At 27.1% G+C, this 24,238-nt stretch carries 24 protein-coding genes; 20 read left to right on the top strand and 4 right to left on the bottom strand.

Annotated features, from left to right (window positions below; translation table 11 throughout):
- Window positions 1-104: 104 nt before the first annotated feature.
- The 8 genes from ACLVEP_RS02000 (at window position 105) to tatC (ending at window position 6,645) form a co-directional block, all read left to right on the top strand.
- Entirely contained in the window at window positions 105-557 is a 453-nt protein-coding gene (locus tag ACLVEP_RS02000) for a heme-binding protein (RefSeq protein ID WP_412582477.1), read from the top strand.
- Window positions 538-1,272 (top strand): HAD-IIB family hydrolase, encoded by a 735-nt coding sequence (locus tag ACLVEP_RS01995; protein WP_412582476.1) that lies wholly within the window; start codon window positions 538-540, stop codon window positions 1,270-1,272. Before ACLVEP_RS02000 ends, ACLVEP_RS01995 begins: the two co-directional genes overlap by 20 nt.
- Entirely contained in the window at window positions 1,269-2,189 is a 921-nt protein-coding gene (locus tag ACLVEP_RS01990) for a Gfo/Idh/MocA family protein (RefSeq protein WP_117815333.1), read from the top strand. The genes ACLVEP_RS01995 and ACLVEP_RS01990 overlap by 4 nt, the downstream gene beginning before the upstream one ends.
- A complete protein-coding gene (locus ACLVEP_RS01985) occupies window positions 2,189-3,166 on the top strand; it encodes a Gfo/Idh/MocA family protein (protein ID WP_412582475.1) in 978 nt (325 codons plus the stop codon). The genes ACLVEP_RS01990 and ACLVEP_RS01985 overlap by 1 nt, the downstream gene beginning before the upstream one ends.
- Entirely contained in the window at window positions 3,156-4,187 is a 1,032-nt protein-coding gene (locus ACLVEP_RS01980; protein ID WP_412113009.1) for a Gfo/Idh/MocA family oxidoreductase, read from the top strand. Before ACLVEP_RS01985 ends, ACLVEP_RS01980 begins: the two co-directional genes overlap by 11 nt.
- Before the next feature lies 1 nt (window position 4,188).
- Window positions 4,189-4,962, top strand: a complete 774-nt coding sequence (locus ACLVEP_RS01975; RefSeq protein WP_412113010.1) for an HAD-IIB family hydrolase — start codon at window positions 4,189-4,191, stop codon at window positions 4,960-4,962.
- Between the two features lie 394 nt (window positions 4,963-5,356).
- Complete coding sequence (locus tag ACLVEP_RS01970; protein ID WP_412582473.1) at window positions 5,357-5,719, top strand: hypothetical protein; 363 nt, start codon at window positions 5,357-5,359, stop codon at window positions 5,717-5,719.
- A 245-nt stretch (window positions 5,720-5,964) separates the two neighbouring features.
- Window positions 5,965-6,645, top strand: a complete 681-nt coding sequence (tatC, locus tag ACLVEP_RS01965; RefSeq protein WP_405316653.1) for a twin-arginine translocase subunit TatC — start codon at window positions 5,965-5,967, stop codon at window positions 6,643-6,645.
- A gap of 359 nt (window positions 6,646-7,004) precedes the next feature.
- Here tatC and ACLVEP_RS01960 read toward each other — a convergent pair whose 3' ends face one another.
- Complete coding sequence (locus tag ACLVEP_RS01960; protein ID WP_331872524.1) at window positions 7,005-8,294, bottom strand: PTS sugar transporter subunit IIC; 1,290 nt, start codon at window positions 8,292-8,294, stop codon at window positions 7,005-7,007.
- 192 nt (window positions 8,295-8,486) lie between these two features.
- Between ACLVEP_RS01960 and ACLVEP_RS01955 the strand changes: the two genes are divergently transcribed.
- The 6 genes from ACLVEP_RS01955 (at window position 8,487) to ACLVEP_RS01930 (ending at window position 13,615) form a co-directional block, all read left to right on the top strand.
- Window positions 8,487-9,335 carry a MurR/RpiR family transcriptional regulator gene (locus ACLVEP_RS01955; RefSeq protein ID WP_412582470.1) on the top strand — a complete coding sequence of 283 codons (849 nt, stop codon included), beginning with the start codon at window positions 8,487-8,489 and terminating at the stop codon, window positions 9,333-9,335.
- 41 nt (window positions 9,336-9,376) lie between these two features.
- A complete protein-coding gene (locus tag ACLVEP_RS01950) occupies window positions 9,377-10,546 on the top strand; it encodes a trans-sulfuration enzyme family protein (RefSeq protein WP_405316651.1) in 1,170 nt (389 codons plus the stop codon).
- Complete coding sequence (locus ACLVEP_RS01945) at window positions 10,546-11,526, top strand: D-isomer specific 2-hydroxyacid dehydrogenase family protein (protein WP_331872527.1); 981 nt, start codon at window positions 10,546-10,548, stop codon at window positions 11,524-11,526. Before ACLVEP_RS01950 ends, ACLVEP_RS01945 begins: the two co-directional genes overlap by 1 nt.
- 408 nt (window positions 11,527-11,934) lie before the next feature.
- Window positions 11,935-12,285: an EamA family transporter gene (locus ACLVEP_RS01940; RefSeq protein WP_412582469.1), complete on the top strand. Its 351-nt coding sequence runs from the start codon at window positions 11,935-11,937 to the stop codon at window positions 12,283-12,285.
- Between the two features lie 273 nt (window positions 12,286-12,558).
- Window positions 12,559-13,086, top strand: coding sequence for a GNAT family N-acetyltransferase (locus ACLVEP_RS01935; protein WP_320096969.1), 528 nt, complete (start codon window positions 12,559-12,561; stop codon window positions 13,084-13,086).
- 70 nt (window positions 13,087-13,156) lie between these two features.
- Window positions 13,157-13,615, top strand: coding sequence for a hypothetical protein (locus ACLVEP_RS01930; protein ID WP_412582467.1), 459 nt, complete (start codon window positions 13,157-13,159; stop codon window positions 13,613-13,615).
- 207 nt (window positions 13,616-13,822) lie between these two features.
- Here ACLVEP_RS01930 and ACLVEP_RS01925 read toward each other — a convergent pair whose 3' ends face one another.
- Both ACLVEP_RS01925 and ACLVEP_RS01920 read right to left on the bottom strand, forming a co-directional pair.
- On the bottom strand, window positions 13,823-14,737 hold the full coding sequence (locus tag ACLVEP_RS01925) for an SDR family NAD(P)-dependent oxidoreductase (protein WP_412582466.1): 915 nt from the start codon (window positions 14,735-14,737) through the stop codon (window positions 13,823-13,825).
- A gap of 376 nt (window positions 14,738-15,113) precedes the next feature.
- Window positions 15,114-16,082 carry an IS1595 family transposase gene (locus tag ACLVEP_RS01920; RefSeq protein ID WP_412582465.1) on the bottom strand — a complete coding sequence of 323 codons (969 nt, stop codon included), beginning with the start codon at window positions 16,080-16,082 and terminating at the stop codon, window positions 15,114-15,116.
- 112 nt (window positions 16,083-16,194) lie between these two features.
- Here ACLVEP_RS01920 and ACLVEP_RS01915 point away from each other — a divergent pair, with 112 nt between their 5' ends.
- The 4 genes from ACLVEP_RS01915 (at window position 16,195) to ACLVEP_RS01900 (ending at window position 21,002) form a co-directional block, all read left to right on the top strand.
- Complete coding sequence (locus ACLVEP_RS01915) at window positions 16,195-16,881, top strand: hypothetical protein (RefSeq protein ID WP_412582464.1); 687 nt, start codon at window positions 16,195-16,197, stop codon at window positions 16,879-16,881.
- 87 nt (window positions 16,882-16,968) lie between these two features.
- Window positions 16,969-18,264: a hypothetical protein gene (locus ACLVEP_RS01910; protein ID WP_412582462.1), complete on the top strand. Its 1,296-nt coding sequence runs from the start codon at window positions 16,969-16,971 to the stop codon at window positions 18,262-18,264.
- A 78-nt stretch (window positions 18,265-18,342) separates the two neighbouring features.
- Entirely contained in the window at window positions 18,343-19,638 is a 1,296-nt protein-coding gene (locus tag ACLVEP_RS01905; RefSeq protein WP_412582460.1) for a hypothetical protein, read from the top strand.
- 218 nt (window positions 19,639-19,856) lie between these two features.
- The gene (locus ACLVEP_RS01900) at window positions 19,857-21,002 is read left to right on the top strand and encodes a hypothetical protein (RefSeq protein WP_412113015.1); all 1,146 of its coding nucleotides are present in this window, start codon (window positions 19,857-19,859) and stop codon (window positions 21,000-21,002) included.
- Window positions 21,003-21,102: 100 nt separating this feature from the next.
- Here the strand turns inward: ACLVEP_RS01900 and ACLVEP_RS01895 are convergent, their stop codons facing one another.
- Window positions 21,103-22,293: a Fic family protein gene (locus tag ACLVEP_RS01895; protein ID WP_412113016.1), complete on the bottom strand. Its 1,191-nt coding sequence runs from the start codon at window positions 22,291-22,293 to the stop codon at window positions 21,103-21,105.
- 233 nt (window positions 22,294-22,526) lie between these two features.
- Between ACLVEP_RS01895 and ACLVEP_RS01890 the strand changes: the two genes are divergently transcribed.
- Together ACLVEP_RS01890 and ACLVEP_RS01885 are read left to right on the top strand one after the other, a co-directional pair.
- The gene (locus ACLVEP_RS01890) at window positions 22,527-23,444 is read left to right on the top strand and encodes an ATP-binding cassette domain-containing protein (protein ID WP_412582458.1); all 918 of its coding nucleotides are present in this window, start codon (window positions 22,527-22,529) and stop codon (window positions 23,442-23,444) included.
- Window positions 23,437-24,213: a hypothetical protein gene (locus ACLVEP_RS01885; protein WP_412582456.1), complete on the top strand. Its 777-nt coding sequence runs from the start codon at window positions 23,437-23,439 to the stop codon at window positions 24,211-24,213. Before ACLVEP_RS01890 ends, ACLVEP_RS01885 begins: the two co-directional genes overlap by 8 nt.
- The last annotated feature ends 25 nt before the right edge of the window (window positions 24,214-24,238 follow it).

The raw sequence follows: 24,238 nt of genomic DNA, 5'->3' as shown, positions 1-24,238 counted from the left end.
TTAACTGAGCTTTTTTTCATTTATCTTGAACCTTATTTCCATAATGAGATGCATCTCTTAAAAAGAGAAAGAAGATATGTTATAACAAAAGTGAGGTGAAAGAGATGACAAAAGAAGAAGTCTTACAATTAGAAAAAGAACTTTCTTTTCAAGAATTCAATAATCATGCTGCCTATCAATTAGGACAAATCATTGTAGATCATATTGAAAAGAATCATTTAAAAAATGTTAGAATCCGTATTGTTTTAGATGGAGATATTGTTTTTCAATATTTGATGGATGGTAAAAAAGGAGTCATTTGGCTTGATCGTAAACAAAAAACAGTTGAAAAATATGGACATAGTAGTTATTACATCTATTTAGAAAATGAAGAAAATAAAACGTATCAAGATGATGAAAAAGATGAAAGTCTTGTTATTTGTGGGGGAGGTTTTCCATTGATTATCCAAAATGAATTAAGAGGAAGCATTCTTGTTTCGGGGCTTGTCCATGATGAAGATCATCAAGTCATTGTTGATTGTTTAAGGGAATTAAAAGATGATGGCACTTGCAAGTGATATAGATGGCACACTTGTTTTTAATCAACAAATAAAAAAACAAGATAAAGAGGCTATTGAAAAGTATCAAAAAGAACATCTTTTTGGAGTATGTAGTGGAAGACCTCGATGTGCCCTGTTTGATTTAGAAAAGCTAAAATTAGATTTCTATATTCTTTCTTCAGGAGCGCTGATCTTAGATAAAGATTTAAATATCATTCAAGATTTTCCAATGAAAAAAGAAATCGTTCAACAAATCTTTAATGAATATAAAAAGAAAGCACATATCATTTTACAAACAGGAAATGCGGATGTCTTTTATGCAACCCTTAAAGAAGATTATAATCCTAAATTAAAAGTCATTTCTTCTTTTAAAGAAGTAGAACATGAAATAATTTATGGCATATCTCTTGTTTTTAAAGATGACAAAATAACCAAGAAAGCATGTCTTGAAATTAATCAAAAATATCAAGAAGTTGAAGGTTTTCAAAATAGAAATTCAATTGATATTGTAAGAAAAGGCTGTTCAAAAGGAACAGGAATTAAAATCATTAAAGAGCATTATCGCTTAGAAAAGATGGCAGGAATAGGGGATTCCTATAATGACTTACCGATGTTAAAAGTCGTAGATACAGCCTTTACTTTTAAAACATCCCCTCAAGAAATACAAAAACAAGTACATTATTGTGTTAATGATATTGCAGAAGCAATAGCGTTATTGGAGGTAGAAAAATGAATTTTGGAATTATAGGTTATGGAAACATAGCACGGAAGTTTGTTAAAAGTATTACTTATACTAGTGGGGGAAGAGTGCATGCCATTGCCTCACATTCTTTAGATGAAAACGATCGTTATTTACAAAGTCATCCTTTAGTTAAACTTTATCGTGATTATGGAGAACTTTTAAAAGATGATGATATTGAAGCCGTTTATATTGCAGTACCTCACTATGAACATAAAAAGTGGATTATAGAAGCCATTAAACATCATAAAGCGGTTTTATGTGAAAAACCACTTGTCTTAAAAAGTGAAGATATTGATGAAATTAACCAATATGTTAAAGAATATCAAGGCTATTGTTTAGAAGCTTTTAAAACAAAGTTTAATAATGGTTTTAATCATTTAAAAGAAGATTTAAAACTGATCGGAAAATTAAAATCAATTGAAGCAAACTTTTGTTTTGATGGGACAGATAAAAAAGATTCTTACTTGTTTGATCCAAAACAAGGGGGTGCTTTAAATGATGTAGGAAGTTATGTCGTTGGTTTTGTCCTTGCTTTAGTGGATGCACCAGTTGAAAGTGTGGAATCTCACATTGAAAAAGAAAATGAGATTGAAATGAATTTTAAAGCAACTTTAAATTTTAAAAATGAAGTTCAAGGAAAAGTAGAAGGTTCAATTAATTATAATAAAGAACGTTATGCTTTAATTAAAGGGGATAAGGGAGAAATCTATGTTCCAATGTTTAACCGTGTGGTTGAATATACAATTCATTTAGAAAATGAAGTTATGCAAAAAACATATCCAATTGAAGGAGACGATATGACTTTAGAAATACAAGCGTTGATTGATCATAATCAATCAACACATACATTACAAGATTCAAAAAAATTACAAGAAACAATTGAAAGAATAAGAGAGGAAGCAAAATAATGAAACTAGGAATTTTAGGAACAGGAATGATTGTTAAAGATGTTCTTACCATGTATCACGAACTAGGTGTTGAAAAGACTTATCTTTTTTCAACAAAAAAATCAAAATCACAAGCATTAGAACTTATGGAAAAATATCATTTAGATAAAGTTTATACAGATTATGATGAATTACTTCAAAGTGATGTTGATACAATTTATTGTGCTTTACCTAATCATCTACATTATGAATTTTCAAAAAAAGCTTTAGAAAATGATAAAAATGTTATTATTGAAAAACCAATTACAGCGAATAGTAAAGAATTAGAAGATTTAATTGAAACCGCCAATAAAAAGAATCTCATGATTTTTGAAGCTATGAATTTACATTACACACCTGCTTTTCTTTCATTAAAAGAAGATTTAAAGAAATTAGGAGATATTAAAATTGTTTCATTTAACTATTCGCAATATTCATCAAGATATAATGCTTTTAAAGAAGGAAACATTTTACCAGCCTTTGACTTTCATAAAGCAGGTGGAGCTTTAATGGATTTAAATGTTTATAATATTCATGCTTTGATCGATTTATTTGGGAAACCTGTTTATCATAAATATATGGCAAATATTGATAGAAATATTGATACAAGTGGGATGATGATTTTTGATTTTGAACATTTTAAAGCGTTATGTATTGGGGCTAAAGATTGTAAAGCGCCTTTAATGAATACGATTCAAGGAAACTTAGGAGCCATCGTTGTTAAATGTCCGTTAAGTCAAATGACTGAATATGAGATCTGTTATAATGATGGGACAAGTGAAGTAAAATCTTTTGAAAAGAAACATCGTTTAATTTATGAATTTAAAGAATTTATGAGAATAATGAAAGAAAAAGATGTTAAAAAACAAAAAGAAATGTTAGATCTTTCTTTATTGATTTCTAAATTAATGGAAGAAGGAAGAATGCAAGAAGGGATCGTGTTTGATAATGATAAATAATAAAATTGTTTTAGGATATATTGGAAATGGAAAAAGTACCAATCGCTATCATTTACCTTTTGTCATGCAAAGACCGGATAAATTCATCGTTAAAACGATTTATAATCCACGTATTCATCATGATGTTTGGGATAAAATTGAAGGAGTCAACTATACTGAAAATCAAGATGATATTTTCTTAGATGATGAAATTGATATGGTGGTTGTATGTACAGGACATCATTATCATTATGAATATACTAAAAAAGCACTTGAACATAATAAACATTGTTTATGTGAAAAGCCTTTTATGGAAAATAGTGAACAAGCTAAAGAAATCTTTGCACTTGCAAAATCAAAAGGACTTTATTGTTCAGCTTATCAAAATAGAAGATATGATAGTGATTTTTTAACTGTCCAAAAAGTGATTGAATCAGGGAAATTAGGAGATTTATTAGAATTAGAAATGCATTTTGATTACTATCGTCCTGAAATACCTGAAAGTGTCGATCATTTTGATCCAGCAATGTCTTATTTATATGGACATGGTTGTCATACTTTAGATCAAGTCATTTCTTACTTTGGAAAACCTGATGATATTCATTATGATGTAAGACAACTTTTAGGAACAGGTCGTATGAATGATTATTTTGATTTAGATCTTTATTATGGAACATTAAAAGTATCCGTTAAATCAAGTTACTTTAGAGTAAAATCAAGACCTTCTTTTATCGTTTATGGTAAAAAGGGAATGTTTGAAAAATATAGTAAAGATCGACAAGAAGAACATTTAAAACTTTTTCATATGCCAACAAATAGTGATTTTGGAAAAGATTTACCTGAACATTATGGAACTCTTACTTATTATGATGATGAAGGCATTTATCATGAAGAAAAAGTTCCAACAGTTGACGGCGACTATGCCCGTGTGTATGATGGTATCTATGATAGTATTGTAAATGGTAAGGAACAAGTCATCCAACCATGGCAAACAATTCTACAAATGGAAATGTTAGAAACAGGAGTAAAGGATTTAAAATAGTATGAAAAAATATTTTTTCTTTGATATTGATGGAACACTAACTGATTTAAAAACACATCAAATTGTCCCAAGTGCGAAAGTTGCTTTAGAAAAGCTTAAACAAGCAGGTCATTTTGTTTGTTTGAATACAGGAAGAGCCCATTATAAAGCAGAAAAGACAAGAAAAGAATTTAATTTTGAAAATATGGTATGTAATGGGGGTAATGGAATTGTACTAGATGGTATTTTAAAAGAAAATATCCCCTTAGATAAACAAGGAGCTTTAAAAATCATTCAAGAAGCTAAAGAAAAAGGGATTGGTTATTTAGTAGCTATCAATGATAGTCAAGAAGTCTATGGTGAAAATGATTTATTTATTCAACAAGTAGGCTATCGTAAAGAACCAACAACTTATATCTTAGATCAAGATTTTGATTATACACAAGTAGAAAACTTTTATAAAATCTATCTTGCTTTAGATGAAAAAGAAGAAGCTTCTTTTCAAAACAAAGATCAATTAGGTTCATTACGTTTTGAAAAAGAATACTTAATGTTTCAACCAGATAATAAAAAAGGCGGTATTTTCAAAATGATGGAAATACTCCAAGCACCTATTCAAGATGTAGTTGTCTTTGGTGATGACTATAATGATCTTGATATGTTTGATAAAGATTTATGGACAGGTGTCGCTATGGGAAATGCCTGTGATGCTTTAAAAGAAAAAGCAACTTACATCACAGATAAAAATGTAGATGATGGTATTTATAATATCTGTGAAAAAATGGGTTGGTTTTAATAAAAAATGAAGGAACCGAAAATACGGTTCCTTTTAACATACAAAAATATATTTTCTACACTTTTTTATTTTTGATTGACGATGCTCTGCAACCTGCATCAATTGTCACATTATTTTTAGCCCGTGCCAGGCTAGGGGTCCAATCACCTTCCCATGGTTTGACTATCTACATCAATGATTGTGTAGGTAAGCCAGTAGAATTGCATGCGCTATCTACCACACCCTAGAACTAATAAGTAGTCATCCATCAACACTTATTTTTCACAAGAGTTTTGCAATAAAATTGTTTTATATTCAATAATCAAATAATAAAACTCAATGTTATCTATGATATAATAGGCTTTAATAAAGATCTAATAGAGATTTATACTTTGAATAAATGGAAGAAAGTAAGATGAATATGAAAAATGAAATATTAAAGCTAAAATCAGATTATGAATATGTTTCACAATCAGAAAATGATATTATTTTTGTAAACAATACCTTTATTAATGTTTATCATGTTTTAACTGATAAAATGCAAAGAATCAATAAAGTACATGTAAAAAATGTATGTATTGATATGAAAGATAACTATTTATTTTTGAGTACATTTGAATCTGGATGTCTTTCTATTTATGACTTAAAGGAAGGTACTTTTTTAACAAAGAAAACAATTCTGAGAAATTATGAAATAGAAAATATAAGTCCCATGAATGATGATGTAGTTATTTTATTAAAAAATTTAATTAACCATAAGATACAGGAAAAATTATAGTTTTACAAAAAGTATAAATTTATAGTACATTTAAATATAAAATATAGAATTAATACTGGATAAATAATGATTTGATTTTTACTACCTGCTTCATGTGGTCAATTAAATTAATAAACAACTTTAAGAAAATATATATGTCAATTTTGTCATATGATATGTTGTTTTCGCCACATAACTTGAAATTAAATGAATAAATATTATTATCTTATTATAAGATAATAATAATAATTTTGAAAAGAGGACATTTGGAAGAATTAAGAAAAAGATTGGTTGTTATTGTTGTGGTTAATACTATTGCCATGATGTTGTTATTTAGTCAAGCTAGAATGTTAATGGATTATCTTATTGAAGTTAATCCGGGAATGAAACTTGTCTATACAACACCATCTGAAATGTTATTAGTGTATGTCAATCTTTCGTTTATTATGGCTTTAATTTTATGTTCGCCTATTACTGTTTATGAAATTTGGGCATTTGTAGAAAAAGGGTTATATAAACATGAAAAAAGATATATCTTGATTTCATTGTTCTTTGGATTAATTCTATTTGTTATGGGAGCTGTATTTTGTTATTTTATAGTTCTTCCAACAACATTGAACTTCTTTCTTAAAATTGCAATAACTGAAGTAAAATCAATGATTTCAGTTCAATCATATGTGTCTTTTGTTAATATGATGTTACTTGCTTTTGGTGTGATATTTGAAATGCCAGTTGTAGTATTTTTACTTACAAAACTTGGATTATTAAAACCTGCTTTTTTAAAGAAAAATAGAGCATATATTATTATTGTTATATTTATTCTAGCAGCTTTTATTACACCTCCGGATGTAGTATCACAAATTATGTTAGGAATTCCTATGGTTGTATTACTAGAACTAAGTATTTTGGTTTGTACTCTAGTAGATAAGAGTAATCGTAAGAAGTAAATTCAGTAATTGAATTGATCTATTGATATTTTAATAAATTTATATTTAAAGTAGAATTCTAATGATACTATAGCATTCTACTTTTTTATTTATATATTTTTAAAAGATATCAAATTTTCATCAAGTTTCTCAAAGAAATCGAAATATAAGCAAGATATTTTTTTAGTATGAGTCATCTAAGAAGCGAGTAAGCTTAATATAGTTTTTTATTTAATGAAAATGGTAATCAAAAAAGAGAATTAACCTAGAATGGTTAATTCCCTAACAGATTGTTGTCATCAATTATAAATGTAGGATTCATACGAAAATTGTATGAATCCTACAAAGACGGGAAGAAAAAATATTTTTTCTCTATTTTATTAATTGTTTTCTTCTTTTACATATTGACGGTCTAATGCTTTTACAAATGGCATATAAATTAAAACAGTTGCAGCTACGCATAATAATTGAGTGACTGCTCCCTTCCATCCTGCTACTAAGAAACCAGAGAAGAAGAATGGACATGCCCAAGGTGCTTGTACATTTGTAAATAGTGGCATAAATCCAATAGACATAGATAAGTAGACAATAGCTACTGAAGCAATTGGTGCTAAAACAATTGGTATTAGCATCATTGGATTAAATACCAATGGTAAACCGAAAACTAAAGGTTCATTGATATTGAATAATGCAGGAATAGCAGATATTTTGCTCATAGCTTTTAAACGTGATGATCTTACTACAATAAGCATTGATATAATTAAACCAATAGTACATCCTGCTCCACCAATAGTCGCAAATTGATCTAACATTTGTACTGTTCCGAAAGCTCCTGTTGAAGCTGTAAGTTGACCTACATCAGCTAAAGTTTGGTTTGAAGCAGCATTTGCATATAATAATGGATAAATTAATGAATTAATAACAGTAGGATGAACTCCAAACCACCATAATAATCCATTTAAACCTGCTACGATAATAATTGCCCAAGGTGATCCAACAATTCCTTGTAAAGGAACTTGAATGATATTGAAAATAAGTTCAGGTAATGATCCGGCAGTTGCCATACAAATACCATTAATAATTAATAAAGTTGTGACAATTAAAATACCTGGAATTAAAGCACTAAATGCTTTACCAACCATTTCTGGGACACTATTTGGTAAATGAATAACCAAATTTTTACGATAACAAAATCTTGCTATTTCAACAGATATAATTGATACAAAGATTGCTGTTACTACACCTTTTGTTCCTAACCATCCAAAAGATAAAACATCAGTAATAACTTCTCCAGAACCACTTATTACTGTTTTAGGGAGTACAACAACATATGCAACAAGTGCTAATACAAGTGATGTTAATTTGTCCATATCATAACTATCAGCTAACTTGTATGACATAGTTCCAGCAAAAATAAAGCCCATCATATTAAATGTGGCACGATAAGCTGGTGAAATGTAACTTATCCAGTTTTCTCCAAATATACCATTCATAAATTCTGCATATCCAGGAATTGGAAAATCTGTAATTAACATAAAAATTGATCCAATAATAGTTAATGGCATAATGGCAAAGAAACCATTTCTTAAAGCTTGAAAATATCTTTTTTCAGTAAAGTAAGATACTTTTGGTACGAGTGAATTTTCCACCCAATTCATAATTGTATTCATATAATACCTCCTTGTTTTTTCAACAAAATTCTAGCATTAATTTTTTTTATGTAACTATTCATGAATGCGATAAACATTTTGTTATAATTATTTATGTCAATTATAAAAATTTTTTTGTCATTTTGTTCCTTTTGTTAGAAAACATCTTTAATAAAAAAAACATATGTATAAAATAAGGACGGTGATAGTCATATGAATTTAATAAAAGCATTACAAGAAAAGAAAAACTTTAGTCAGTATGAAAAAGAATTAGCTGATTATATACTTGAACATAGTGAAGAGGTCATACGCATGTCAATTAGAGATCTTTCTAAATCTTCATATACTTCTACATCTACTATTATTAGATTATGTAAAAAACTTAATCTTTCAGGTTTCAAGGAGTTTAAAATAAACTTTTCAAGAGAGTTAGAGGCTGAATATAAACAAATATCAAAGGTAGATGCTAATGTTCCTTTTAATAGTAGAGATTCAATGATTGTTGTGTCAAAAAAAATTGCTGAATTAAGCAAAGATACAATAGATCTTACTCAACAGTTGTTCAATGATCAATTGTTAAATAAAGCAGTAAAAATGATAATGAAAGCAGATCAAATATTTGCCGTAGGAGTGAGTAATTCGTTTGTCAAACTCAACGATTTTCATTTGAAGATGTTAAGAATAGGTAAATATGTTCATTTAGTACATTCACAACCAGATCAAGTTTTTCTAGCTACTAACGCGACAACTAGGGATGTAGCCATATTATTATCTTATAGTGGAACAACAGCAGAAATAGAAAATATTGCGAGAATCATTAAGCGTAAAAAGATACCAATGATTTTCATATCAAGCAACCTTAATTGTTATGTGGCAAAAATTGCTGATGTTATTATACCACTACCTAATCAAGAAGATGCAAAAGCGAATATATCTGCTTTTTCATCACAAACAGCTATTTTTTATGCACTTAATGTTCTATATGCTTGTATATTTAAAATGAATTATGAAGAAAATATTACAAGTAGGGAATTACGTAAAAAATCTTATTTACATTTTTAATATGATCTATCACTAATCATAAAAAAGAGGAGGAAACATAAATGAAAGATATTCAAAATATTTGTACAAGTATCGAGGTTAATGATCAAAAAATGTCTAATCCGGTAGCTCCAATTATAGTTCAAACATCGTCATTTCGTTTTGAAAACTATCAACATTATTTAGATGTCAATTGTGGGAAAGAAGAAATGTATTCTTATACAAGAGATGGGAATCCTACAACTGCTATTTTAGAAGAGAAAATAGCTGCTTTAGAAGGTGGAGAAAAAGCAAGAGCTTTTGCTTCGGGAATGGGAGCTATTTCGGCAACAATTTTTTCTTTATTAAAACAGGGGGATCATGTCATTGTTGTAAACACTGTTTATACTTCTAGTGTTAAGGTTATACAATCACTTAAAAAATTCGGTATAGAAAGTTCTGTTATTCATGTGAATGAAACACAAGAAATATTTGACTATGTGAATGAACAAACAAAAATGATTTATTTTGAAAGCCCTTCTTCACAAAAATTTGAAATGCTTGATTTAAAACAAATTTCTAATTTTGCTAGAAAAAGAAATATTTATACAGTAATTGACAATACATGGTCAACACCATTGTTTCAAAATCCATTAAACCATGGTATTGATGTAGTTATTCATTCTTGTTCTAAATATATTGGAGGACATAGTGATATTGTTGGAGGAATCGTAGTAGCGAATAAAGAAATTGTAAAAACAATTGATGAATATGGAGCGGTACTATTGGGAGCGAGTTTATCTCCACATGATGCTTGGTTAGCTATTCGTGGATTAAGAACATTACCAATAAGAATGAAATCACAACAAGAAACGATTATAAAAGTCCTTGATTGTTTAAAGAATGATTCAAGAATAAAAAAGATTTATCATCCATACATCCAACAAAAAGAACTTGCATCAACATATTTAAATGGATATAGCAGTTTATTTGGTATGGTATTAGATAATGCTACTCCTCAAATTATTGAGAGATTTGTCAATCATTTACACGTTTTAAGTTTAGCTTATAGTTGGGGAGGCTTTGAAAGTTTAATTTTAACTGCGTTTAAAGGAAATAATGAAGAAGAAATGAAAAAACGAGGGTTAGATCTAGGGCATTTTAGAGTTTATTTAGGTTTGGAAGATTCAAATCTTCTTATTAATGATATATTAAGTGCTTTGGATTATGCATATGAAGGAGAAGAAATATAGTGAAAATAGCATTTTTTAGTGTAAGAAATGATGAATATGATTTCGTAGATGAATATGCAAAAAAATACGATGTAGAATTAATCAAAACATCAGATGCATTAACAGTAGAAAATGTACATTTATGTGCTGGAGTTCAAGCAGTGAGTATCATGACAACAAAAGTTGATGAAGAAATAGTAAAAAAATTACATGAATATGGCGTTCTTTATATTTCTACAAGAACAATTGGATTTGATCATATAGACTTAGAGTCGTGTAGAAAATATGGTATTCATGCAGGAAACGTAAGTTATACATACTCAAGTGTAGCTGAATATACAGTGATGATGATTTTAATGTCACTTAGAAATATGAAATTAATTATGGAAAGATTTGTAAGTCAGGATTTCAGCTTAGATTATATTAGAGGTAGAGAATTAAAAGATTTAACTGTAGGTATTATAGGTACTGGAAAAATTGGACAAGAAGTGATTCGTTTGTTAAGTGGATTTAATTGTAAAATATTGGCTTATGATGTATATCCAAATGAAGAAGTAAGGAATTATGCTCAATATGTTGACTTAGATACACTGTATCAAGATTCAAATATTATCTCTTTACATGCTCCTGCATTAGAACATACTTATCATATGGTTAATAAAGAAGCTCTATTAAAAATGAAAAAGGATGTTGTTATTATTAATACTGCAAGAGGACGATTAATTGATACAAAAGCTTTAATTGAAGCTATTGAAGACCAACGTATTGGCTATGCTGCATTAGATGTTGTGGAAAACGAACATCATTTATATTATAAAGATCTTAAAAACAAAATATTAGATAATCGAGAATTAGCTATTTTACGCTCATTCCCAAATGTTATGTTAACACCACATACAGCTTTCTTTACACATCAAGCTGTAAGTGATATGGTTGAATACTCTATTGTTAATGCGATTAAAACAATAGAAGGACAGAATAATCCTTGGTTGATTGTATAAAAAGGGTATTATGGTAAAGATAAATTAAACATATATATTGAAAAAGTGGAAGGATAATTAATACTTCCACTTTTTCATAACATAGTCAATAGCTTGTAGTAAGCGTGTGGTAGATGTTTCTTTTAACCTATGTAAAAAGATCTCCAATGATATAATTATAACAGCAACAATTCATGGAATTCTAGCAGCAGCACCTATATTTTTTATGTTTGGTATCGCAACACAAATTTCGCTAATGTTTTACTATGAAATAACTTTGAAATTGTTGCAACATTGATTGTTGCTTTAGTCATTTTTAAAGAGAAAATCTCTAAAAGTTTATGGTCTGTAATTATTCTTGTCATGTAATCTAGTATTATTTTAAGTTTTGAAGGAAATGATGTATTTGTGTTATGTACGTGTATATGTTTGAGAATTGAAAATAATTGTGCAAGAAGTATCAGTAATAAGAGTTCAAAAGATATTGTATTTAAAAAGGGTATTTTTTCTGGTTTAGGAAATATCATTATTGCATTAATAATAGGTGAAAAAGAACCTGAGATAATCTATATATTTATTACTATACTATTTGGCTTTATATCATATGATTTAATCATTAACTTTTATATCAAGGCTCAAAAGAATTTAGGAGCAGCTAAAACTAGTGCATTTTATTCTGTGTCCCCATTTTTAGGTGTAGGATTTAGTTTTGTTATTTTAGGAGAAAGCCTGCTTATCAATTATGCATTATTCTTATTATCATCATTATTAGCACTTTGATTATCATAAAAGATACGCTTGGAAAAATTGTATAACGACTGTATTTATACTCATAAACATATGCATGGGAATATAGTGCACATTTATGAGCATAGGCATTATGTACATAATCCTATGCATATATGGGTTGATAAATAAATTTTAATTTATTAATGATATTGTGTACATAGAATTTGAAATGATAATGATGATATTATTTAATTGAGGAGGTAGAGAATGAAGTGTATTTCTTTAATTATATATGCTATTATTATTTAAAAAGGAGAATGCAGTATGGAAAAATTAATTTTAAAGCCTATTATGACTACTGAAGATAAGAGTATATTTATAAAAGAAATTCAAGAAGCTTTTCAAAATTCTTATATACAAGAATTTGGTGATTATGAAAAGATCATTCTTCCTACAGAAGATATTGAAGAATCCTTTCAAACGAATGGCTCAGAAGCATATATTGCTGAAATTGATGGGAAAAGAGTTGGTGGTACAATTATTGTTGTTGATGAAGAAACAGGATATAATTCACTGCATCTTTTATATGTAAAATTAGATTCACAAAATTCTGGTAATGGATATAAGATATGGCAAGCAATTGAAGAACTACATCCTGAGACTAAAATATGGGAAACACACACACCATATTATGATAAGAGAAATATTCATTTTTATATAAATCGTTGTGGATTCAAAATTGTAGAATTTTTTCATTCAAAACATAAAGATTCACATCAAACAGGTGAAAGTATTGGTAATATTCCTAAAGAAAACAATTGTTTCTTCAGGTTTGAAAAAGAAATGAATTAAACAAAGGATAGCTTATCTAGATAGATAAATATATTTACTAAGAATTTGCAATTAAAGGAGAAGAATTAATATGAATGAAATTATAATTAAACCTCATCATTTTATAGATATTATCAAATTATATGGTTCTGGTATTGAAAAGTTCGTTCCTGATGAAAGAATGGGACATGATTTTTACAAAATAGCAAATGAAATTATAGATAATCCAACAGTGACTTTAAAGTTAACGATTTATGGAGATGATATCTGTTTACCATGTAAGAAATATCAAAATAAATGTATCGATGATTTAACACATATACCAGGATATACCAGTAAAAATACTTATAATATGAATTTAGATAAAAGAATTATAGATTTGTATGATCTAAAAGATGAAAAATATACTGCAAAACAATTTTGCTCTATTCTTTTTGAGAATAAAGAAAATATATTTAAAGTATGGTTTGAAGAAGATAATAGCATAACAGATAGGAGATATGCATTATTTGTTGAGGGAGCAAATAAATTTCTAAACAAGACAATTTGAATGAGTAGGGATGAAATGTATATAAATATTAAGGGCATAGTCAAAATAATTAAGACTATGTTTTTTTTATTAATTTGATGTATTGAGCGTGAACATAAGTTATTTTGTCCATAGATTATGTACACGATTTCAGATTATAAGAATACAAGCGATATTATAGTAGCGGAAAAGGTGATAATCATTTTCAATGATTTATCACCTAAAAATTTATTTTGTCTTTTTTTGGTGTTGACGTTCGATGGCTTTTTGCATGATAACATTAGCTAGCATACTGTCTTCGATAATAACGTAATCTTCATGATCAGAAATGATATCCATTTTTTTAGCGATCATTTCAGGTGAAAAAGTAGGATCGTAATATCCCATTGTTGTACCAATAAAAATTTCATTAACTCTTCCTCCACCAGTTTCAAAGACTTTTCCTGTTACAGGGCAATCTTTGTGAGCTAATACAGCAACAATTGGAGAAATTGCTTCAGGTGGCATTGCAGCTTCGTATTGCTTTCTTGCATCTGGATTGCTAAAATCAAATCCTAAATCATCCATAGCCATAATAGTTGCAGCACAAGGAGAAATAGCATTGACTAAAATACCATAATCTTTAGCTGCTAACGCTAAACTTCTTGTCATTCCATATATAGCTCCTTTAGAAACTGAATAACCAAATAAATCTGCTCCACCATACATAGCAGATGTAGATGTTGTATTAATAATACGACCATATCCTTGTTCTTTCATTATTGGAAAAACCGCTTTACAAAGGTTTCTACTACCATATGTATTAACTTTCATTAAAAAATCAAATCTTTCATCATCTTCATTTTCAATAGATAAAGAGCGATTTACTCCTGCATTATTCACTAAAATATCTACTCTTCCAAACTCTTTTACAGCATCTTCAACAATTTTTTGTGCACTTTCCATTTTTGAAATATCATTTTCATCTGCGATAGCTTCAATACCCATTTCTTTAAGTTTCACTACTGCCTCTTTAGCACCTGAAATATCATTGACAACAACTTTTGCACCACGACTACCAAGTAACTTTGCATGAGCAAAGCCTATTCCCCTTGCTCCACCAGTAATGATTGCTACTTGATTATCAAATCTTAATTCATTCATAAAATGATCTCCTTCAGTAGATTCATTATAAAAAAGAAGTAAAAAAATAAGAATGAATATTTCTATATAAAAGTAAGATAAGTAACTTTTTGTTCAAAAAAAGTACTTATCTTTCTCTTTTCGTGTCAGTTCAGAGACATTTGAGTGAGCATCTATAAGTATTTTACTTGTTCAATTGATACAATATCATAATGTAATACCCAATTTTTTAACAAACTAACATCACCATATAAGATAAAGTCTAAACTCATAAACACTCTACTATTAGAAGTCATTGTAATATGAGTATCTTTTAGACAATATTCTCGCATATAGCGTATCATTCTCTTTGAGAAATTAAAAGTATCGTCATTTTTAAAAAAAGTTTAATTAACCATCAGACGCAGGAAGAAAAATAAGATTCTGAAAGATTTAGAACTGTAATTATTGATTTTTTTGGACAAGGACTCGATTTATTAATATATTTCTTAATCTTATCTAGAATATTAGATCCTGAGTAGCGATGATTAAATCTCCATTCTTGTTCATTTAAAAATAATGGGAAATCTCTTTTTGTTACTCCATGATAGATACCAGTAATATTATTCTTGATATCTCCAATGATAATATTTAGCCATTTAAGTTTATGATCTTCTTCATTATAGATGATTTTATCTGACTTTAGGTTAAGATTATCACTTAGAGTATAGTATGTTGTCTTTCCATCCGTATTTAATGTTCGTGTTTGATCTAATATTGCATGTTCTTTTATGTATTTTACTATATATTTTGACTGATCTTTCGGTATAGCAAATAATTTAATGTATTTAGGATATTTGTTTTCCTTATCAGTTGATAGAAGAGACAAAAAAGGTTGTTGCTCAGTAGCACAACCTTGCTTATGGTATCCTTTGCTTTTTGATCCTATATATGCGACATCTGATTCATAAAACATACTATCCAATATCTTTTCACTACAGCTTTCAGCCATAAGTATTCTGCATTTTCTTGCAAGAAGAAGAGCTGTCTTATAGTTAACATCTAGTTCACTAGCAAGTTCTATAGCTGATATTCCTTTATTAGAAGTAAAGAAAAGAAACATTCCAAGAATAAGAGTATAAAGATCAAGCTTGTTGTCCTGGAAAATAGTTCCTGCAAGAAGATAATGTTGATGCCCACATTCAGTACATTCAAAAACATTTCTTTTTTTTATTGAATAAAAATGAGTGCACCCACATTTTTCACAGTAGAAACCTGTAGGCCATTTCATATCAAAGAAAAATCGAACACATTCATCGTTATTATTTGCATATTTTTTTGTCAATGCAACTAAGGAATCCTTTTTTGGTTTTAAGTTTTTTGCCATAATCATACACCTCACATGTATAATTATATACAAAATAGAAAATAAACGTTTTTAAAAAAAGCATTTTAACTCCGATATTTCGGAGTTAAAATCAAAAAATTATTTTTCCTGCATGAAATGGTTAATTAAATTAAAAAATAAAAAAGCAAAAGGAAAGATAAAAGATTTTTATGAATTTGAAAGTGATTTAAAAGAATTATTTCTATTTGATTATATTCTTTGTATCTATCAAATAAAAACAGATAAAATCATTTATATCGATTTACCAACAAACATTTTTTTAATAAGACATCCTATAGAAATCAAAAATCAATATATCTATCCTATACAAATAATCAATCATAATGATTTAAAAACAGTTTATTATACTTTAGATCAACATAATAAGTTATCTTTATTAAAGAATGATCTTTTAAAATATGATCTTTATTCTTATGATTTTAATTACTTTATTAGAAAGGAATATAAGCCTTTTAAAATAGAAAATATAGAATATGAAAGTTTACATAAAATAACACTTTATAATTCTTTTCATAAAGAATTATTTTCTATTGAAAATCAGGATGATTTTGCATTTACATTTGAAATATGTCAATTTACAAGACCTTATAAAAATAAAATAATTCTATATTTCTATCTCAATCAAAATATTTATCTTTATGACGTAGAGGGACAACTAAAGAAAATAAAAATAGATAAAAAAATAAATAATCTCTATATCTCATTAAAAAATAATTATATATTTATACATGAAGATCAACTTAATCAATCTCTCACATATTTATATTCACTTTATTAAAAACACCGAATAATAGTATGTTAAATAAGATTTTATAAATAAACTTTTATTATTTATTTTATGATATATAAAAAAGGAGGGCAAACAATGAGTTATGATGTATCTATAAAAATCACTTTTATCACAAAAGAGTTTCTTAGCATAGATTTTATAGAAAATCTGTTGAAGCAACTAGATTTAAGAGAAAATTTGAATCAAAGTAACTGGCGTGCTGAAAGATTTTCAATATATCATACTAAAGAAGATACAGAATGGGTTTTAAACAATGCCAATTTATGGTATTGGAATTTGTCTTTTTACTCTCATAATGAAGATCTTTATTTTAGAATGGAACAAACAGAGAATGTTATAGGAATTTCATATATTCTTTTAAAGTGTAAAAATGATGAACAATTCATAAATCATTGTTTAGATGTTTTAAAAGACATTTTTCAAGATCATTATTTTATGATCCATGTAATAGAAGAAAAAATATATGAACGCCAAATTCAAGCTTTTGAGGATTTAAATAATAAATGGCATAATCGTTTTCAAAAGATGAAAGCTGATTATAAATTAAGAGGGGACTCTTTTCGTATTTTTGATGAGTTAGGAATCAATGTGGGACTCAGCAGAAAAATGTATTTTGGTCGCTATATGTTTGAGTATTTTGATAAAGAAAGACTTTTATCATGTCCTTATGTTTACCATGCAGAAGAAACAAAGAATGGTATTGAAATTCAACTCTATGAAAATTTAATACAGGAAAGAAGTCTTTTTAATGAATGGAGAATTAGACATTATTATCAAATAAGTAAGGTGGCAAAAGAAATTTCTTTGAAATTAAGAAAGGTTGAAGGAACAGAAAGTATTTATAGTATTGAAAGTCTTGTGTCGTATAAATCAATATATTTTTATAATAATACTGTTCGTGAAGAACCAAGAAAAGGACCAAAAAATAAACATATTATTCCCGCAGATATTTTTTATAAAGAAATACTATTAAGTAAATATAAGAAAACACATTTTAGAAAGATGGATGAAGACTGCTTAGTAGATGCTTCTCTTTTGGGATTGTTGATATATATTAAAGACGAAGAGTCAGATGTAAAAAGTATTTTTGAAACAGAAGCGCTGATTGCGGTTGAACAATTTGAAGATGATCCATATGAATTTGCGAAACAAAAGGGTTATCAAATCTCAAAAATAAATGAACATAAGTATTTACTAGAAAAAGAAGATGAAAAGATTCTAGATAAAAAATATTATTATGAAGATGAAGATTTTAGTTATGATATTACATTAATTGTACGAAAAGAAAAACTGAACGAAACTGAGATAAAAGAAGTTGTTTCAGAATTTGATAGAATGAATAAAAGTGTCAAAATAAGAAAAATGAAATAATCTATTTTTTGAAAATTATTTATTGAAATTTAAATAAGTGTATATGTATTTTATTAAACAGGAAAGAGAGGGCAAACAATGAGTTATGATGTTTCTATAAAAATCACTTTTATCACAAAAGAGTTTCTTAGTATAGATTTTATAGAAAATTTGTTAAATCGATTAGATTTAAGGGAAAATTTGAATCAAAGTAACTGGCGTGCTGAAAGATTTGCGGTATACAATTCTAAAGAATATACAGAATGGGTTTTAAATAATGCCAATTTATGGTATTGGTATTTGTCTTTTTACTCTCATAATGAAGATCTTTATTTTAGAATGGAACAACCAGATCAAGTTGTAGGAATATCATATATTCTTTTAAAATGTAAAAATGATGAACAAATCATAAATCATTGTTTAGATGTTTTAAAAGAGCTTTTTCAAGATCGTTATTTTATGATCCATGTAATAGATGAACAAATATATGAACAACAAATTCAAGCTTTTAAAGATTTAAATAATAAATGGCATAATTGTTTTCAAAAGATGAAAGCTGATTATAAATTAAGAGGGGACTCTTTTCGTATTTTTGATGAGTTAGGAATCAATGTGGGACTCAGCAGAAAAATGTGTTTTGGTCGTTATATGTTTGATTATTTTGATAAAGAAAGACTTTTATCATGTCCTTATGTTTATCATGCAGAAGAAACAAAGAATGGTATCGAAATTCAACTCTATGAAAATTTAATGCAGGAAAGGAAACTTTTTAAAGAATGGAAAATTAGACATTATTATCAAGTAGATAAAGCTGCAAAAGAAATATCTTTAAAATTAAGTCCTGTAAAAAGTGAAAATGGTCTTTATACTATAGAAAGTATTGCACCTTATGAGCGAATTTATTTTTATAATAATACTGTTCGTGAAGAACCAAGAAAAGGACCAAAAAATAAACATATTATTCCCGCAGATATTTTTTATAAAGAAATACTATTAAGTAAATATAAGAAAACACATTTTAGAAAGATGGATGAAGACTGCTTAGTAGATGCTTCTCTTTTGGGATTGTTGATATATATTAAAGACGAAGAGTCAGATGTAAAAAGTATTTTTGAAACAGAAGCGCTGATTGCGGTTGAACAATTTGAAGATGATCCATATGAATTTGCGAAACAAAAGGGTTATCAAATCTCAAAAATAAATGAACATAAGTATTTACTAGAAAAAGAAGATGAAAAGATTCTAGATAAAAAATATTATTATGAAGATGAAGATTTTAGTTATGATATTACATTAATTGTACGAAAAGAAAAACTGAACGAAACTGAGATAAAAGAAGTTGTTTCAGAATTTGATAGAATGAATAAGAGTGTCAAAATAAGAAAAATGGAATAGAGGTTTTTTATGGAAAAACAAGAATTTTATAAGTTTATAGGAAGATAAGTTGTTTTTATACATGGACTATTTGTATTACTTTATTCAAAAGATATCATAAATCTTGTTATAGGAGCCATAGGTTCATTACTGATTTTTCTTTTGGTGACTAAAATTATTATTTTTCTTTTTAATAACTCCTTTTTTGATGTTATAAGATGATAGAATATGTGTTTGAAATGAACGAATTAGAAAGATGGTATAAAAGTTATAAAAATAATTTTCAAGATATTTTAGAAGAAGATAAAAAGAAACTTGAAAAGCTCAAAGGATATCTTATAGATCATAGAGAATTATATACAAGTTCTTTTTTGATGAAAAAGATAAGACAAGGAACAAAATCTTATATTGAACGAAGTGAAATCTATGAAAAGGTCGTTGAAGGAATTTATAGTTGTCGCTTGGCAAGAAAAGAAGGGCAAGATGTTTATGAATATGGTTTTAAACAAGATAATCGGTGTTATTTGAGAAAAAAAGGAAATGTTGTTGATCGTTTATATCTCTATTTAGAAAATGAAATGTATGAAGTGGCTCTATTAAATAATGATTTGTTGTATCCTAAGATAAAAATACAAGGAGAATATGTATTTGATAAGGATCATTTTATAGTACATATTCATCGTTATTATGGTGTTTTAAATGATGAAAAGTATCAATGGGTGAGTCCTTCTCTTGCTATTATTTATACAAATCTACATAAGTATTTTTTAATAAAAGAGAAAAAGGAAATAAAGTTTATTTTTAGACAAGTCTTTTTAAAAGAGAATGAAATACTTTATTCTTATTATCTTCAAAAAAATATTCATATTAAAAATACAGATAATGAAAAACAGCTTTCTATAGATAATATCATGCTTTCTATTTCTAATGTTGTTAACGAAAAACAAAGAAAAACAGAATATTATTATCTTCAATTTTTAAATCAAAGTTATTTTGTAGCTCTTGAATATATAAAAAGAAATGCTTATTTCTCTTATAAAAAAGCAAAAGAAATCTATTATCAAAATGTTTATGATTTTATATGTAATAAAATAAAAGAATTAGATTTTAAAGTAAATTATGTAAGTATTCAATACCCATGTTATGGAAATTCAATAGAACCTCTTTTAATAGGATTTGATGAAATCTATCAAGAAGATGTTGTTTCAATGAAAGAAAGTGTTGATTTAAATTTTGAAGAAAATATTGAAATAGTACATATGTTTCATGACTATTTATTAGAAAATAGTTATTTTAATGTTTTACCAACTCTTATGAAAAGATTAAAAAAAGATTTAGAAAAACATTTAAATATAGAAGTTCTTTTATTTGAAATGGATGATTGATTGTTTTTGTGATATTATGTGTCTACATGAGAAACAGGTAATTTCGATAATTACCAAAGAAAAGGGAAACTGTTGTCGCAGTTTCCTTTTAAATGCCTTTTTATAAAGAATCTAAATTAAATGAAAAATATGTTTGTCTGCTTTCTTTGATTCTAATGATATAGTTTGCTTTTTCTAAAAGATTGATTCTATGAGAAATAGTTGATTTAGATAAATGTGTCATATCAACAAGTTCTTTTATAGAAATACTTTTTAGATGGAATAGAGTACAATCAACAATGATTTTTAAGATTAAACTACTTGTATCATCCAAAGTTAAATTAAGTAATTTATTTTCATAGTAGATGTATTGATTTACTTTATCAGTAAGTTCTTCTAAATAATCTTCTAAACCTTCTTTAAAAATATCTAAAAACATTAAGACAAAATAAGTTATATCACCATTATTTCTAGGATCATTCGTTATTTTAAATGCTTCATAATAATCTTTTTGTCTTTTTTTACAGGCAATAGATAAACGAAGTGAAGCAATCGAATCAATAACTTGAGAAAGATAATAACTCGAAATATAACGAGAAATACGCCCATTTCCATCATAAAAAGGATGAATATATCCTAAAAAATAATGAAAGAGTGCAACTCTTACTAAATAAGGTAAATCAGGATTATTTAAGATAGATAATGTATCATCAATATCCTTAATAATTTTACTTTCTGGATAAACGCCTTGATGAATGATTTTTGTTGAAGAAACAACATTTACATTTTCTTTTCTAAAAAGAATACCATCAGGTAGATTATGAGGCTCTTCATTTTCGATATCTTGAATCAAAATATCATCATAAACTTTTCTTAGTTTAGAGGAATCGGTAATAGGATTAAATTCTTTTTTTTGGAAAAAGATATCTCTATATTTGTTAACCATGCCATAAAGTCTTTTATATTCTTTAGGGCTTTTCATATCTAATAACTCATTGATTTCTTTTCTAGTACTTACAACACCTTCAATTTCATTGCTTAACAGAATTTCTTGAACAAGAGAATGGGAAAGTTCCCATGTATTGATTAAATCTGTTTTGATTTCATTTCTTTTTTTAATAATTTTACTATTAAGTACATGAATTTGTTCAATGAGTACCAATAATTCATTATTTACATATAAAAAGGATTCTTTATTATGAATTGGTAATTTAAAATGAAGTGTATTGGGTGAATGAAAACGTATGTCGTATAACTCTTTCTCGTTGATATCTATTTTAAAATGAGCCTTATATAAAGATAAATAGTTCATAAAATCACATCCTTTATTCATATTATATTTAATTGCGAGTAAAAAACAATAAAATTTACTCGCAATTAAATAATATTAAGAAGCTATAGATTAAAAATGATGAAATTGTATATAAAGTATGGTTAGAAATAAAACTTTTAATCTTTATACTTTCTTTATACTTTTTTCTTTATTTTTTTATTAAAAAGTAAATGTATTTGAAATATACTTTTATCCAGAAAGAAGGATGTTAAATGAATAATACAGTAATAAAATTAAGAGATATTTCTAAAAAAAGAGGACAAACAGAAATATTAAATCATTTAAATATGACCGTTTATCAAAAGGATATATATGGTTTTATTGGACAAAATGGGGCAGGTAAATCAACGACCATGAAAATCATTATGTCATTGATTAAAGAAACACAAGGACAGTTAGAGTTATTTGATTCTTTAGATAATCAAATAAATAGATCAAGAATAGGTGCAATTATTGAAAATCCAGCATTTTATCCTTATATGACTGCCTATGAAAATTTAAAATATTATGTTCAATATAAAGGAATTGTTGAAATAAATAGTATTGAAAAAGTATTAAAGATGGTAGGTTTAGAAAATGTTAGGAAAAAGAAATATAAAAACTACTCTTTAGGAATGAAACAAAGATTAGGGTTGGCTCTTGCTTTAATTAATAATCCTGATTTACTGATTTTAGATGAACCATTAAATGGTTTAGACCCACAAGGTATTGTAGAATTAAGAGAAATATTAAGCCATCTTAATAAGAAATATGGTATTACAATGCTTATTTCAAGTCATATTTTAGATGAATTAGAAATGATAGCGACAAGATATGGTTTTATCCATCAAGGGCAAATGAGTGAAGAAATTACGGCTGAAAAATTACAAGAGAAACTAAAAAAATATATTTCTTTAGATGTTGAAAATATTGGCCTTGCAACAATAACTCTTGAACAAAAATTACATACAGAAAATTTCAAAGTCATGGATGATCATACAATTTATCTTTATGATTTTGTAAATGAAAGTTCATTAGTAGCAACAACTTTAATTCAAGAAGGGGTCATTCTTAATAAAATGAATATTTCAAATGTCAGTTTAGAAAATTATTATTTATCATTGATTAAAGGAGTGGAAAGTCATGTTTAATATTATAAAAGCTGATTTTTATAAATTATGGAAGAGTAAGATCTTACTTTGGATTACATTAGGATTTTTAGGTATTCTTTTATTAGGAAATGGTTTAGCTCAAGGTGGAGATGGCGTGATGACTTTGATGTCAGATAGTATGAATTATAATCTTGTTCATTTTGGTAAAAAAGGAACACAAATGATGATAGAACTTTTAAAAGGATCGAATGTTATACTTTTCTTTTTAATACCTATTGTTATTAATGTTTTTATTTCTGACTTTAAATATAAAACAATTAAAAATACAGTCTCTTATCAATACTCACGAACAACGATTTATCTTTCAAAAATGCTTATATGTGCTTTGTTTGCCTTGATATTACCTATTTTATATGTCGTTTTAGGTTTAATGATGAGTATTTTATTTAATGGCTTTGTAAGCATTCGATTGAGTGAGTTAATAACTGTTTTAAAGATTATCTTATTACAATTACCTCTTTATATTGGCTTTACTGGAATGATGATTTTTATAGGAATTTTATTTAAAAGTAATATGGCAACGACACTTTTTACAATTTTATATCAATTTATGATGATTTTCATTTCAGCAATAGCAACCTCTATTCATCTATCAGAAATTGATCCAGTAACATGTTTAGATCACCTAGCTTATTTAAATAATCTAAGCACAAGCATCATTTATAAAACAGAATTTGTTGGTTTTATTTTTATACTGATTTCTTTGACTTTAGGAATTTATGTGTTTTGTTATCGAGATATCGCTTAAAATAAGGTATAATGCTAGAAAAAAG

The organism is Faecalibacillus sp., assembly GCF_047023275.1.
Classification (GTDB): Bacteria; Bacillota_I; Bacilli_A; order Erysipelotrichales; family Coprobacillaceae; genus Faecalibacillus.
The sequence above is the reverse complement of the archived record's forward strand: the minus strand, read 5'-3'. Positions and strand labels throughout refer to the sequence as shown.

Coding starts and splice junctions, on each gene's coding strand:
- ACLVEP_RS02000 (WP_412582477.1), top strand. CDS start 105: ATGACAAAAGAAGAAGTCTTACAATTAGAAAAAGAACTTTCTTTTCAA.
- ACLVEP_RS01995 (WP_412582476.1), top strand. CDS start 538: ATGATGGCACTTGCAAGTGATATAGATGGCACACTTGTTTTTAATCAA.
- ACLVEP_RS01990 (WP_117815333.1), top strand. CDS start 1,269: ATGAATTTTGGAATTATAGGTTATGGAAACATAGCACGGAAGTTTGTT.
- ACLVEP_RS01985 (WP_412582475.1), top strand. CDS start 2,189: ATGAAACTAGGAATTTTAGGAACAGGAATGATTGTTAAAGATGTTCTT.
- ACLVEP_RS01980 (WP_412113009.1), top strand. CDS start 3,156: ATGATAAATAATAAAATTGTTTTAGGATATATTGGAAATGGAAAAAGT.
- ACLVEP_RS01975 (WP_412113010.1), top strand. CDS start 4,189: ATGAAAAAATATTTTTTCTTTGATATTGATGGAACACTAACTGATTTA.
- ACLVEP_RS01970 (WP_412582473.1), top strand. CDS start 5,357: ATGAATATGAAAAATGAAATATTAAAGCTAAAATCAGATTATGAATAT.
- ACLVEP_RS01960 (WP_331872524.1), bottom strand. CDS start 8,294: ATGAATACAATTATGAATTGGGTGGAAAATTCACTCGTACCAAAAGTA.
- ACLVEP_RS01955 (WP_412582470.1), top strand. CDS start 8,487: ATGAATTTAATAAAAGCATTACAAGAAAAGAAAAACTTTAGTCAGTAT.
- ACLVEP_RS01950 (WP_405316651.1), top strand. CDS start 9,377: ATGAAAGATATTCAAAATATTTGTACAAGTATCGAGGTTAATGATCAA.
- ACLVEP_RS01935 (WP_320096969.1), top strand. CDS start 12,559: ATGGAAAAATTAATTTTAAAGCCTATTATGACTACTGAAGATAAGAGT.
- ACLVEP_RS01930 (WP_412582467.1), top strand. CDS start 13,157: ATGAATGAAATTATAATTAAACCTCATCATTTTATAGATATTATCAAA.
- ACLVEP_RS01925 (WP_412582466.1), bottom strand. CDS start 14,737: ATGAATGAATTAAGATTTGATAATCAAGTAGCAATCATTACTGGTGGA.
- ACLVEP_RS01920 (WP_412582465.1), bottom strand. CDS start 16,082: ATGGCAAAAAACTTAAAACCAAAAAAGGATTCCTTAGTTGCATTGACA.
- ACLVEP_RS01915 (WP_412582464.1), top strand. CDS start 16,195: ATGAAATGGTTAATTAAATTAAAAAATAAAAAAGCAAAAGGAAAGATA.
- ACLVEP_RS01910 (WP_412582462.1), top strand. CDS start 16,969: ATGAGTTATGATGTATCTATAAAAATCACTTTTATCACAAAAGAGTTT.
- ACLVEP_RS01905 (WP_412582460.1), top strand. CDS start 18,343: ATGAGTTATGATGTTTCTATAAAAATCACTTTTATCACAAAAGAGTTT.
- ACLVEP_RS01900 (WP_412113015.1), top strand. CDS start 19,857: ATGAACGAATTAGAAAGATGGTATAAAAGTTATAAAAATAATTTTCAA.
- ACLVEP_RS01895 (WP_412113016.1), bottom strand. CDS start 22,293: ATGAACTATTTATCTTTATATAAGGCTCATTTTAAAATAGATATCAAC.
- ACLVEP_RS01890 (WP_412582458.1), top strand. CDS start 22,527: ATGAATAATACAGTAATAAAATTAAGAGATATTTCTAAAAAAAGAGGA.
- ACLVEP_RS01885 (WP_412582456.1), top strand. CDS start 23,437: ATGTTTAATATTATAAAAGCTGATTTTTATAAATTATGGAAGAGTAAG.